A 12,453-nucleotide genomic window follows, 5' to 3' on the forward strand; every position below is an offset into this window, starting at 1 on the left:
TTAAAGCTAGCCTGTGTTATGATTTATTTAAACAATTGTTACAATATTAAACCAAAGGAGGAAGAGCTTTTTGCTCTATATCAAACATGAACAAGATATTAATTGCTCCTGACTCATACAAAGGTTGTCTTAGCGCACTTGAGGTTTCTAATGCAATAGAAAGCGCTTTTTTAGAATTTTATCCAGAAATAAATATAGTAAAAGTTCCAATTGCAGATGGAGGCGAAGGAACGGTAGACGCTCTTGTAACGGCCACAGGCGGAAAACTTATGTTTAGTGAAGTATTAGACCCTTTAGGAGAAAAAATAGTTGCAAAGTGGGGTATATTAGGTGATGGCAGCACAGCTGTTATCGAGATGGCTTCAGCCTCAGGGCTGCCTCTAGTTCCAAAAGAAAAGAGAAACCCATACATCACTTCGACATTTGGCACAGGGCAGCTTATAATGGCTGCTTTGGATGCAAACTGTAAGAAGATTGTTATTGGAATTGGCGGAAGTGCCACAAATGATGCAGGCTCTGGAATGGCAAAGGCATTAGGCGCAAAGTTCCTTGATGGCTCTGGCAAAGAGTTGTGCGATGGAGGCTATGCGTTACAGAAATTAGAAGGAATAGACATATCCAAAATAGATCGACGCATAAAAAACACAGAAATTCTCGTTGCATGCGATGTTGATAACCCATTGTGTGGACCTCGTGGAGCATCAGCAGTATATGGTCCACAAAAAGGGGCAACCCCTGAAATGATTTTGGAATTAGATAAGGCCTTGCTAAAATTTTCAGACATTGCTCAACGAGTTACAGGAAAGGATGTAAAAAATACTGCTGGTGCAGGAGCTGCAGGAGGGCTTGGAGCAGGTTTAATGTTTTTTACCGAAGCATCTCTTATGCCCGGAGTGGAATTAGTCTTAGAAGTTACAGACTTCAATAATTTAGTAAAAGACGCAGACCTTGTCATTACTGGAGAGGGCAACACAGACTTCCAAACTGTTTTCGGAAAAGCCCCAGTAGGAGTCGCAAAAGCAGCCAAAAAATACAATATACCTGTAGTCTGCATTTCTGGAGGTTTGGGAGACGGTTACGAATCAGTGTTTGATAAGGGTATTGACGCTATTGTCAGCATCTCATCTGGACCAGTTTCATTGGATGAATGTATGCTAAATGGCGCCATCATGCTAATTTCTGCAACCAAAAGACTTATAAGAACGCTGAATGTGGGGATGCTTGTAGAAAAAAGGAGCGGCCAAGGGTAATCCCCTTTAAGCCGCTCAAATTATTTAGCCCTTTACCGTCTTTACTCCCAGATCTAGTGCTTCATAGTTCAGGGGCAAGAGGTGGTGGTATTTTTTTGAAAAAACTTTTGGCAAAACTTCCTTTATGCTGTCCACAGGCATAATGTTTGACAAACTTACGTAGGCACCCAGCATAATCATATTAGCCAGCTGTGGTTTGCCCATCTGATTTGCAAGATGATTGATTTCAATGCCAATAACCTTCGAAGTCTTTTCAGAGGTTACTTTTTCTTTTATCAAAGATGCATTGTACAACAAAATCCCATTTTCTTGTAATGTTGGCGCAAACTTCTCAAGTGATGGCTGATTCATAATTATTAAAGAAGTTGGCTCATCAATATATGGCGAGGAAACAACTTCATCTGATACAACTACCATACAATTAGCCGTGCCGCCTCTCTGTTCTGGTCCATAACTTGGCAAATAGCTTACTTCCTTGCCAAAATTAAGCCCTGCATAAGCAAGAACCTGGCCCATAGTCATAACGCCCTGACCACCAAAACCTGCAATAATCAATTCTTCAGTCATCTAAACCAACCTCCTTATAAACGCCCAGAGGAAATTGTTTTGTCATGTTTTCTTCCACCCATTTTGCAGCGTCTACAGGCGGCATGCCCCAACCAGTAGGACAAGCGCTTAAGAATTCAACCAATGAAAAGCCTTTTTCTTGAAGCTGATATTTGAAAGCCTTTCTGACAGCACTTTTAGCCTTAATGACGTGTTTTGGTGATGAAACCATTACCCTTTCTATGTAAGAAACCCCTTCGAAAGGAGCAAGCATCTCAGAAACTTTTATTGGATAGCCCTGTTTTTTTACATCCCTCCCTAATGGAGTAGTAGCAGTTTTCATCCCAGGCAAGGTAGTTGGAGCCATCTGACCACCAGTCATTCCATATATTGCGTTGTTAACAAAGAATACACAAATATTTTCACCTCTTGCAGCAGCATGTACTATTTCAGCAGTACCTATTGCAGCGAGGTCTCCATCTCCTTGATAAGTAAGCACGAACTTGCCCTTTGAAACCCTCTTTATTGCTGTAGCTACCGCAGGGGCCCTGCCGTGAGCAGCCTCAGACACATCAGTATCAAAATACTCATAAATATATACAGCACATCCTACAGGCTGAACAATTATGGTCTTCTCCCTTAGGTCAAATTCATCAATTGTTTCAGCAATTAATCTGTGGATGATGCCATGGTGACATCCTGGACAATAGTGAAACTGCTTTTGTGTTAATGACTTTGGTCTTTCAAGAATTTGATTTGACATATCTATACTCCCCTTTCCAGAAGAGATTTTAGTTTAATATAAAGTTCATTGGGAGATGGAACTACCCCGCCAGCTCTTCCGTAAAACTTTACTTCGATCTCGTCTGGCACTATGCGCCTAACATCTTCGAGCATCTGGCCATAGCTCATCTCACTAACAAACACCTGCTTTGCCTTCATTGAAGCGCTCTTCAAAGCGCTCTCAGGAAATGGCCAAAGAGAAATTGGCCTAAAAATTCCAACCTTTTTCCCTTCTCCCCTTAACTTCTGTACAGCATTTTTCAATATTCTTGCTACAGTTCCATAAGCCACAACCAAAATTTCCATATCGTCAGATATATCCTCTTCGTACTTTATCTCGTCATCGATATTTTTAAATTTCTCCTGTAGATGGAGATTGTGCTCTTCTAACCCTTTTGGATCAAGATAAAAAGAAAATATCTTATTTGCAGGCCTTCCCTTTGCTCCGGTAAGCGCCCAATTTTTCACAGAAGGTTTGCTGGCGCCCTGTTCTGGCAAGCTAACGGGTTCCATAATCTGACCCAGCGCTCCATCTGCCAAAATCATAACTGGATGCCTATATTTTTCTGTTATGTCAAATGCGTCATAAACCATAGATGCTGCCTCAGAAACAGATGATGGAGCAAATGTGATTAGTTTGTAATCTCCATGTCCACCGCCTTTTGTAGACTGAAAATAATCGCTTTGGGATGGCTGGATGTTTCCAAGTCCAGGACCGCCTCTCATAACGTTTATTAGAACGGCAGGCAGCTCTGCACCCACCAAATATGAAATTCCTTCCTGCATTAAGCTTACACCAGGGCTAGAAGACGATGTCATGACCCTTACCCCAGCAGCTGCAGCACCATAAACCATATTTATAACTGATACCTCGCTTTCAGCCTGTAAAAATACTCCTCCAGCTTCTGGCATCCTTCTTGACATATAGTGAATTAGCTCTGTCTGAGGAGTAATAGGATAACCAAAATAGGCACTACATCCAGCCCTTATTGCCGCCTCAGCCATAGCTTCCGTCCCTTTCATTAAAACTCTCACAATATCCCTCCTTTACAAAGCTTTTTATTTTTCTACTTCTACTTTTTCGTCTCTATAAACTGTTATTGCAGTATCGGGGCAAACCATATAGCAAAACCCACAGCCTTTACAATCTTCTCCTACAAACTCACTAACTTTGTAGCTTTTTGAATTGAAATTTTCTCCAATCCTTAGGTTTCCAAAATTGCACGCTGCTACGCATAGGCCACAGCCTTTGCATCTTTCTTGATCAATTACTACCTTTGCCATCTTATTTAGTTCCTCCCTTCTTCCCATGGATAGAATAAAAAAGGATTTATAGGAATATAGTTTTTAAAATCTTTTGCGAAATCTTCCTGAACAAATCTAAAGAGAACCTCAAGATTTAGCTTTTCTACAATATCATTGGCCAAATTTTCTCCAAAGGTCAATTCTTCTAATGTAGCTCCTGCGCCCAGATAAAGGTTTATTATCACATTTTTGAAAACAAGCTTGCTCGAATCCTGGATAGACTTGATCGTTTCAAGCACTGCCTCGTACGAGCTTGAAAATGGCCTGAATGGGTTAAATACAAAAATTGGCACAGTGTTTCTCTTAACCAAAACATCGTTCAATGAACCCAGAACAACAGATCCATCGCTATTGCCACCCACATCAATAATTAAAAAGTTCCTATAATCCTCAATCAAACCTCTAATTTTATATGCGACAATCGGCAGATCCAGATTGATATATTCCTCTGGAACACTGACTATTTCATAGGGGAATTTAAGATTCATCTCATTTTTCACATGTCTTATGGTTCTCATAATCTTTACATTATCAAGATCTACAATCGTCACAGGATTGTCTTTAGACAATAAATAGCCCAAATTTAAAACGATCTCTGATTTGCCAGAGCCCGCTTCGCCACAAAGAATATAAGCAGGATAGTTATTCATTTTTTCTCCCTTATTAGAAAAAGGCAAACAGTTGATATTAAAATCCTCATTTTTCAAGGAGCACTCTGGAATCTACTATGACCACAGAATCTTTATAAGCAAAAACGGGATTGAATTCCATTTCCTTAACTTCTGGGTGTAAATATAACACCTCAGAAAACTTGACAAGTAACTCAGCTATCTTCTCCTGATCCACAGGATCTTCTCCTCTTACCCCTGTCAAGATCTTATATGATTTTAATTCTTTGACCATATCCATAGCAATTTGTTTGGTTATTGGAGCCATTGCAAAAGCTACGTCTTTCAAAACTTCCACGTAAATACCGCCGAGACCGAACATGACCATGGGCCCAAAATACCTATCATTAAAGCCGCCGACAATAAGCTCCACGCCTTTCTTCTCCATTTTTTGGTATGATATTCCCATTATTTTTGCACTCGGATCGTATTTGTTAGCATTTTCAGTAATATTTTTATATGCATCAACCAATTCATCTTTTGATTTAATGCCTAAAATTACACCACCAGCATCGGTTTTGTGAATTATTTCATGTGATACCACCTTGGCCACGCCTGGAAACACAATATTATTTGAATTGAGTATATCCTCTATAGATGAGAAAAAATAGCTCTGCGAAAGAGGCATTTTATAATCGTTTAGGAATTCTGAAAGAAATGGCTCTATCAAAGAAGTCTTGTTCGACTTCAAGGTCTTTGAAGTTATGCTCTTTGCTTTTTTAGATGCTTTTAGAGAAGTTTTTTCGCCCTGCCAGCTATCCTTTTCTCTGAACTTCGTATACAAAGATGATATATATAACGAGTCAATACAATCTATTATATTGTTGTATACGAGCATTCCCTTCTTTTCCAGCTTAAGTTTTATTTTATTTGTATAATTTCCGCCAATCATAATTGAATAATAAGGTTTTGAGCTCATAGCTATCTCAGCTGGCAAAACGCTTACTATCTTTTCGTCCATACCAGGAACCTGTACAAGATTTATTCCCAAAACAGCATCCACATCGTCATCTGCTTGGATAATCTTCAGTGACTTAACATAATCATCCTCATTTCCAGATCCGGTAATGTCCACAGGATTGTTTACGCTGGCAAAAACTGGCAAAAAGCTTTTTAATTTTTCCTTAGTAGAATCGGATAAGCTTGACATTTTAAAGGATTTCTCCATTGCATAATCAGTTGTCATAACTCCCGCTCCGCCACCATTGGTCAAAATCGCAACTTTATTTCCCGTTACAGGTCCCGATCTAACCAATGCTTTGGCAGCATTAAACAATTCCCTATAGTCTCGTACCATAATTAGGCCTGCTTGTTTGCACGCACTTTTGAAAAGCAGCCCACTGCCAGCCATGCTGCCAGTGTGAGACGCAGCAGCTTTTGTGCCCTCCTCGGAAAGGCCAGCCTTCATAATTAAAATTGGTTTCTTTTTAGAAGCAGCGCTAGCCTTTTCAAAAAAAACCCTCGGATTCTCTATCCCCTCTATATAGAGGCATATTACTTGTGTGTCGTCGTCTTCTATCAGGTAGTCAATTAAGTCGAGCTCATTTACGTCAGCCTTGTTCCCGTAAGAAACGCCCTTAGATATGCCAATCTTTTCAGACGCTGCCCAGTCCATAATAGCAGCAAGAAATGCTCCGCTTTGCGACAAAAATGCTATGCTGCCCGGACCAGGTCTTGCTTGTTTTTGTTTTGATAGAAAGGATGTATCAAGCCTGGATTTTGCGTCGTAAATGCCCAAACAATTCGGACCTATTAGTCTCATTGAATATCTTTTTGCGATATCTAAGAGCTGATCCTCCAAGTCTTTTTTGCCTACTTCTTTGAAACCAGATGTTACAATAATAGCCCCCAAACAACCAGCCCTGCCAGCATCTTCTAAAACAATTGGCACAATTTCTCTAGGCACAGAAATTATGGCAAGATCTACTGGCTCAAACAAGTCCTGAAAGCTCGGGTAGGCTCTCATCCCCAGAATTTCTGTAGCATTAGGGTTGATTGGAAAAACCTGCCCTTTGAAATCAAGAAGGTTCTCCAAAATAGTATAGCCTACAGCGCCAGGCTTTCTTGAAGCTCCCAATACAGCGACATTTCTCGGATTAAAGAAAAAATCAAGCTCAGACTGCTCCCTGTTACCATTAGATGAGTGCACTAAAATGTCCACTTCCTCTCTTACAGTATATTTTGATCTTTGTTAGAAGCCAAAAAGCTATTAATCTCTTCTACTATAAGCTCAACTAATCTTGGGAGTTTTTCTTTCAATGGCTGACTAAGTTCCATAGAAAAGTCCAAATTCATTGGTTCCATGCCAAAAAAAACACTTTTCTTTGGCTTCTTATCAGCAAATTCAGCTAATCTCAGTGTCTCTGGGATTCCTATCTGATGGGGAGATAGCGCAACGCTTCTTTGATACTTCATCTCTTCAGGGTTATATTTATACATGGTGCCAGGTTCGTTGCCTCCCCTTATTGCATCCACAAATATAAGTAGATCTACCCCTTCAAAATAAACGATCAAATCAGGTCCGCTTGTGCCTCCTGCCAAAAGCTCTACTTCCTTAGGTAAAGAAATCTTTTCCAATTCCTTTATCACATGAACTCCTAATCCATCATCTCCCTGTATCTCATTTCCAATTCCTATTACAACTATCTTCATAATTTCCCCTTAAAAAAGATTTAACCCCTAACAAATAACAAACAATTAAATTATGAATTGGTTTTTTATTTTTGTCAAATAAGTTAAACTAATAGCTACAATTGAGTATAAAAAAACTATAAAAAAGTTTTAATATACGTTACACTTGGTACTTATACGATAGTATTTATCTGGGTGCTTTTAGAATTTCCTGAATTAGATTGACTTTTCTGTCTTTCCATTATTGTTTTTTGCTCTTGAGCTTGAATAATAGCCATTTGGGCTCGAGATGCCACAGTGTAATCTTGAGTGGAAGGTTGAGCAGGAGCTAAAGCAGCACTAATAACAGTATCCATTTTTTGGATTGTAGCGTCGGGATTATTTGGAACAGGAGAGACGTCTATGTTTACATCACCTCCCACAGCATAGAGCTTACCATCAGGACCTGTTACGTAAACATAGTTTGGGCCCGAAGTGGCCAAACCTCCTGATGCAGCAATATGAGCTTGTTCGTGAGCACGTACTTCCTGATCGGTCTTTATCAACTGTTGTAGTTGTTGCTCAACTTGAGCAGAAAACTTTTGTTTTAATAAAGAAGTAGCGTTGCTACTAGAGTTCTGATTTGATACGCTTGACACACTAGAAGCATTATTTTTTCCAGAGGAACCAATATCATTTGACACCAACATACTATTGGTTTCAGACATTTTAATCCTCCAACCGTATATATACTACATTATATTATATAATAAAACCCCGGATTTAACATACAATCCGGGGCAATAAGTTAAAAATAAATTTAATCTTAATCCTTTTTTGCGATACCAAAGAACATAAGCGGAACCTGATCCCATGCCTCTGTGACTGACAGGTATGCATGACCAATTATAAACATGATGAACGCAAACATACCAAAATAGTGCCACAGCCTCAATGTATACAAACCACCAAAGAAGTGCACTACTCCAGCAAAACTGCCCGTAGGCCACAAAAGCGCAAAACCTGTAGTTGCCTGAAAGATGAAAAGAACAATCAAAAGCCAGCTATAAGCTACCTTCTGAAGTGGATTATATTTTCCAGTATGAGGATGCGGACCTATAAATAAATAGTATTTAATCTGAGGAATGATATTTTTAATGTCTTCTCCTGTATAGGCAAATTCCTTCCAGTCCTTATCAGAACCAGCAAATGCAAAATAAACTCTAAATATTGCATTTAGAATCCAGATAAACGCTAGTGAAAGGTGAAGCCATATAAGAGATCCCATCCAGCCAGGTGCAAATGGGCTGTGGATATACCATCCCGACACAATAAGACCTATCATGCAAAGCAAATTTATCCAGTGCATAGTTCTTTGTGGAAGCGGATGCTCTTCTAAACGCGCCATAGTATACCTCCCTACTCCACAACAAACTTCAAGATGCGGTTGCTCTCTGGATGAATAATGTGAATTGCGCAAGCCAAACATGGGTCAAATGACCTGATATTTCTTACTACGTTGACTGGATTTTCTGGATCAGGTACAGGAATACCTATGAGAGACTGCTCGAATTGACCACGAACGTTGTTCGCATCTCTTGGAGAACCATTCCAAGTAGTAGGAACGACCTGCTGATAATTTTTGAGCTTTCCACCTTCAATGATTGCCCAGTGGCTCAAAAATCCTCTCGGTGCCTCTACAAATCCTGCTCCCTTTCCGGTATTGGGTGTAGGCTTGTCGTCATTTACTATTAGCGGACCCTTGCCCATTAGTCCTGCCAACTGGTCTACCCACTTCAAAACGTTTCTTGCAACGTCAACGGCCTGGTAAGATCTTGCAGCATGACGAGCCAAAAATCCCGGTTTGATGTTTAACTTAGTAACAATATCCATAAATTCCTTTGGTTGGGTAGTCATAGCCCAAGCAAGAGGACCCACTTCGTAAGGCTTTCCGTCGTAACGAGGAGCCTTCACGAAGCTATAAGCACCTTCTTTTGTTAGGTTAAATTTTGTCTGACCTTCATATGGTGCGAGCAGTGGCTGATTATTTGAGTAATCATACCAAGAGTGCGCTACCGATTCTGCAATCTTTTGACCATCCAAGGGTTGGACTGCGCCAAGATTACCATCTGTAACTACTCCGCCCTTCCACAAAAAGTCCTTGCCGCTTTCATCTGCCTGAAATTCTGGACCTGAGAGATAGTTATTGTACCCTCCGCCAAGACCAGCCTGGCCTACAGGAAGAAGCGGACCTGCTCCAAGAAAGAGTATGTCTTTCCAGTAAACGTTCTCTACAAAATCTATCACCTTTAAGATAGATTCCTTATATTTTATTAGATCTTCCAAATTTGGATGATAAGTTACGCCACCTTGGATTATTCCTGCCTGGTGAGGTGATTTACCGCCAAAAATAGCCACACACTTCTGTGCAATGGCCCTTGCCTCGATAGCTTGCAAATAGTGGCTGACAAGGGTAGTTACTATTTCAGGATCTGTAAGCGTATATTGATCGTTTTTATATGTAGGGGTAAAAGGCGAAGTATCGTTTGCCTTTACAAGTGAGACTATCTTGTCCTTTATTGCCAAGAGCTTTGGATCATTCCCCTTATAGCCTGCAACTGCTGTAATATCGATATAGTCAGGAGCGTTTAAATTATAAAAGATCTGTATATGGTCTCCCATATGAAGTGCTGCAAGCATAAGATTCCTAAGAAGTATTCCTGCCTCTGGAACCTTGCATCCGTATGCCATATCCAGAGTCCTTGAAGAGGCCATTCCATGCACCAGTGTGCACACGCCGCAAGATCTCTCAGTAACGTAAATGGCATCCATTGGTTGTCTGCCAAGGAGCATTGCCTCGAATCCCCTTGCCATAGTACCTGTAGACCATGCGTCCTTAACTACGCCATTTTCAACCTCTACTTCTATTCTTAAATGGCCTTCTATTCTTGTAACTGGATCAATTACTATTTTGTTCGCCATAATTACTTATCTCCCTCCTTCTTCTTGCCAAATACAGATCGGCCAACAAGGTGGGCAGCGACGCCTAAGGCAGTTACAGCTGCAGCGACTGTGCCAACTGTTTCAGATGGAACTCCACCAATGCCTGGCAGATTGACATCATTTGACTTAACATAAAGAGGAGAAAAACCAGCATAAAATTCTGGTTGTGAGCATCCCGCACAAGGTGCGCTAGCTTTTATACACCAGCTTACATTTTCATTAAAACCTCTTGATGGGCAATCACTAAAAGTAAACGGCCCCTTGCAACCTTTTAGATAAAGACAATAGTCTGCTTGTTTTGGATCGCCATAATCGGTCACAAACTCGCCGCGCTCAAAGTGCGCCCTTCTTGGACAGTTGTCGTGAATAATAGAGCCAAAAAACATTAATGGTCTTTGGTGAATATCAAGTGGCGGAGCCTTTTTAAAGGTAAGATAGTAAACGATAGTTCCAGCCAAATGATCTGGATTGCATGGACATAGAGGAAGGTTAATAACCTTATCTTTTCCAAGAACCTCAGCTACTCCTCTGCCTTTAGAAGGACAGTCTTGAACCACGCCGCCCCATGTAGCGCATGAGCCAAGCGCAATAACTACGGCAGCATTCTTATAAGCTTCTTTGAGGGTATCAATTACGGGTTTTCTTGCGGGGTTGGTAGCACTTTCGGTGCCGACAGTACAAAATAGAGGATCTGCGGTAGGGATTGAACCCTCAACCACCAAAACATATCCGCCTGCTTTTATAGCATCGTCTAAGGCCTTGTCTGCAACGTATCCGGTACCAAACATAACTGTATCCTGATACTTTAAACTGATAGTATCTAACAAAATCTGAGCTGGAGTAGGTTCAGATGAATTGAGAAATGCCTCAGTATCACCAGAACAGCTTTGGGCTTCTATCCAGACAACTGGAGCCTTTTTACTAGCATTTTCGACTGCATCAGCAATCTTTGGAGCAAAAGATTCACTCAAACCCAAATATACGGCCATCGCCGCACAGGCTTTCATAAAATCCCTTCTACTAACCTTATTCTTAGTTAAACTTGATAACAAAAAACAACACCCCCTTCATGAAGGTAAGAATTCTTGAAGCAAAAAGCCAAATCGTTGTTTTTCTGTTACCCCTCCTCTCTTTTTGTGAAGAGCCATACTTAAAGTCGTAAGGCAAAACCCTTCATGAGATTTACCACATTTTAATCCTTAAACAGAAATTATAACATGAATTTTGAATTTTTTATAAATTCTGATAATTCAAATAATTTTTCTGCTTATGTATAAATAAACAAAATAAATACTAAACCGAAATAAGAGTTTTGTCCAGTAAAAACACCACTCTAAAATCAAAATAAATTTTAAATATTGAAATAACTATTTTAGGCTGGCTATTAGAGGTTAAGTTCTATCTAAGTAATTTATATATTCTCTTACTCCCGTTTCAAGATCGTACTCAGGATTGTACCCTATAAAAGACCTTGCCCTTGAAATATCAGCTTGTGTAAGATTTTGATAAAAATTATAAGGACAATCAAAGTATTCCACATTTATATCCTTCTTGGTAGTATCAGAGATTATTTTTACGATATCGTTAAACGATCTTGCGCTACCAGTGGCTATGTTGAATATACCTGATACATCGCTTTCCATCGCTCTTACGTTTGCATTTATTACGTCTTGGATATACACAAAATCTCTTTTTTGCTCACCGTATTTGAAAAGTCTCGGATTCTCGCCTCTTTTTATTTTTAAATACATCTGTCTTATCATACTTGCGTACTCCCCCTTAAAATCCTCACCAGGGCCATACACATTAAAATATCTCATGCCGCAAACTTGGACATCAGGGTTTATTTTCATAAATTTCAGCGTCATCATATCCATAACATATTTTGAAAAACCATAAACGTTTTCAGGCACAAGACCGCTTTCTTCTTTCTGAGGAGCAGGAGAATTGCCGTAAACCGCTGCGCTAGATGCATATACTACTTTCGACTTAGAGCTTCTTGCACAATCAAGCAAATATTTAAATGACTCAGCATTTACCCTCATAACAAGACCCTGATCTAAAACTCTTGTGTCAGATATAGCTCCTTCATGAAATATAACGTCAAACCTATAGCTTTTTAGTCTCTCCCAGACCTCCTTCAAAGATATATCAGCAGTTATTACCTCGCCCTTAAAACCCAAAAGATTCTTAAAATGACCGCTCGAAAAGTCATCAAGAGCAAATATCTCATAAGTTGGAAAATGATCTTCAAGGGCCTTTGCTAAACTTGAACCGATAAAACCAGC

13 protein-coding genes are annotated in these 12,453 nt (G+C 39.9%); 1 reads left to right on the forward strand and 12 read right to left on the reverse strand.

Going from position 1 to position 12,453, the window contains the following annotated elements; all coding sequences use genetic code 11:
* Positions 1 to 86 precede the first annotated feature (86 nt).
* Positions 87 to 1,250, forward strand: a complete 1,164-nt coding sequence (locus V4762_RS03440; protein ID WP_347314378.1) for a glycerate kinase — start codon at positions 87 to 89, stop codon at positions 1,248 to 1,250.
* Between the two features lie 24 nt (positions 1,251 to 1,274).
* On the opposite strand, the gene V4762_RS03445 is transcribed toward V4762_RS03440, so the two are convergent.
* From V4762_RS03445 to rfaD, 12 genes are all read right to left on the reverse strand, one after another.
* A complete protein-coding gene (locus tag V4762_RS03445; protein WP_347314379.1) occupies positions 1,275 to 1,817 on the reverse strand; it encodes a 2-oxoacid:acceptor oxidoreductase family protein in 543 nt (180 codons plus the stop codon).
* Positions 1,810 to 2,559, reverse strand: a complete 750-nt coding sequence (locus V4762_RS03450) for a thiamine pyrophosphate-dependent enzyme (protein ID WP_347314380.1) — start codon at positions 2,557 to 2,559, stop codon at positions 1,810 to 1,812. Before V4762_RS03450 ends, V4762_RS03445 begins: the two co-directional genes overlap by 8 nt.
* A gap of 2 nt (positions 2,560 to 2,561) precedes the next feature.
* On the reverse strand, positions 2,562 to 3,602 hold the full coding sequence (locus V4762_RS03455; RefSeq protein WP_458646935.1) for a 3-methyl-2-oxobutanoate dehydrogenase subunit VorB: 1,041 nt from the start codon (positions 3,600 to 3,602) through the stop codon (positions 2,562 to 2,564).
* Positions 3,603 to 3,638: 36 nt separating this feature from the next.
* Entirely contained in the window at positions 3,639 to 3,863 is a 225-nt protein-coding gene (locus tag V4762_RS03460) for an ATP-binding protein (protein WP_347314381.1), read from the reverse strand.
* 5 nt (positions 3,864 to 3,868) lie between these two features.
* Entirely contained in the window at positions 3,869 to 4,534 is a 666-nt protein-coding gene (locus V4762_RS03465) for a P-loop NTPase family protein (protein ID WP_347314382.1), read from the reverse strand.
* Between the two features lie 46 nt (positions 4,535 to 4,580).
* The gene (locus tag V4762_RS03470; protein WP_347314383.1) at positions 4,581 to 6,713 is read right to left on the reverse strand and encodes an acetate--CoA ligase family protein; all 2,133 of its coding nucleotides are present in this window, start codon (positions 6,711 to 6,713) and stop codon (positions 4,581 to 4,583) included.
* An 8-nt stretch (positions 6,714 to 6,721) separates the two neighbouring features.
* The gene (locus V4762_RS03475; RefSeq protein WP_347314384.1) at positions 6,722 to 7,204 is read right to left on the reverse strand and encodes a HyaD/HybD family hydrogenase maturation endopeptidase; all 483 of its coding nucleotides are present in this window, start codon (positions 7,202 to 7,204) and stop codon (positions 6,722 to 6,724) included.
* A 152-nt stretch (positions 7,205 to 7,356) separates the two neighbouring features.
* Positions 7,357 to 7,890 carry a putative metalloprotease CJM1_0395 family protein gene (locus V4762_RS03480; protein WP_347314385.1) on the reverse strand — a complete coding sequence of 178 codons (534 nt, stop codon included), beginning with the start codon at positions 7,888 to 7,890 and terminating at the stop codon, positions 7,357 to 7,359.
* Positions 7,891 to 7,988: 98 nt separating this feature from the next.
* A complete protein-coding gene (locus V4762_RS03485; RefSeq protein ID WP_347314386.1) occupies positions 7,989 to 8,570 on the reverse strand; it encodes a cytochrome b/b6 domain-containing protein in 582 nt (193 codons plus the stop codon).
* Positions 8,571 to 8,581: 11 nt separating this feature from the next.
* The gene (locus V4762_RS03490; RefSeq protein WP_347314387.1) at positions 8,582 to 10,144 is read right to left on the reverse strand and encodes a nickel-dependent hydrogenase large subunit; all 1,563 of its coding nucleotides are present in this window, start codon (positions 10,142 to 10,144) and stop codon (positions 8,582 to 8,584) included.
* 2 nt (positions 10,145 to 10,146) lie between these two features.
* Complete coding sequence (locus V4762_RS03495; protein ID WP_347314388.1) at positions 10,147 to 11,217, reverse strand: hydrogenase small subunit; 1,071 nt, start codon at positions 11,215 to 11,217, stop codon at positions 10,147 to 10,149.
* 339 nt (positions 11,218 to 11,556) lie between these two features.
* Positions 11,557 to 12,453, reverse strand: an 897-nt coding sequence (gene rfaD / locus V4762_RS03500) for an ADP-glyceromanno-heptose 6-epimerase (protein ID WP_347314389.1), incomplete at its 5' end; no start/stop codon positions are given.

This window comes from Thermodesulfobium sp. 4217-1, from assembly GCF_039822205.1.
Lineage (GTDB): Bacteria > Thermodesulfobiota > Thermodesulfobiia > Thermodesulfobiales > Thermodesulfobiaceae > Thermodesulfobium.

What these genes read in the sequence shown, in the direction of transcription:
- V4762_RS03440 (WP_347314378.1), top strand. Translation starts at nt 87, where the DNA reads ATGAACAAGATATTAATTGCTCCTGACTCATACAAAGGTTGTCTTAGC.
- V4762_RS03445 (WP_347314379.1), bottom strand. Translation starts at nt 1,817, where the DNA reads ATGACTGAAGAATTGATTATTGCAGGTTTTGGTGGTCAGGGCGTTATG.
- V4762_RS03450 (WP_347314380.1), bottom strand. Translation starts at nt 2,559, where the DNA reads ATGTCAAATCAAATTCTTGAAAGACCAAAGTCATTAACACAAAAGCAG.
- V4762_RS03455 (WP_458646935.1), bottom strand. Translation starts at nt 3,602, where the DNA reads ATGAAAGGGACGGAAGCTATGGCTGAGGCGGCAATAAGGGCTGGATGT.
- V4762_RS03460 (WP_347314381.1), bottom strand. Translation starts at nt 3,863, where the DNA reads ATGGCAAAGGTAGTAATTGATCAAGAAAGATGCAAAGGCTGTGGCCTA.
- V4762_RS03465 (WP_347314382.1), bottom strand. Translation starts at nt 4,534, where the DNA reads ATGAATAACTATCCTGCTTATATTCTTTGTGGCGAAGCGGGCTCTGGC.
- V4762_RS03475 (WP_347314384.1), bottom strand. Translation starts at nt 7,204, where the DNA reads ATGAAGATAGTTGTAATAGGAATTGGAAATGAGATACAGGGAGATGAT.
- V4762_RS03480 (WP_347314385.1), bottom strand. Translation starts at nt 7,890, where the DNA reads ATGTCTGAAACCAATAGTATGTTGGTGTCAAATGATATTGGTTCCTCT.
- V4762_RS03485 (WP_347314386.1), bottom strand. Translation starts at nt 8,570, where the DNA reads ATGGCGCGTTTAGAAGAGCATCCGCTTCCACAAAGAACTATGCACTGG.
- V4762_RS03490 (WP_347314387.1), bottom strand. Translation starts at nt 10,144, where the DNA reads ATGGCGAACAAAATAGTAATTGATCCAGTTACAAGAATAGAAGGCCAT.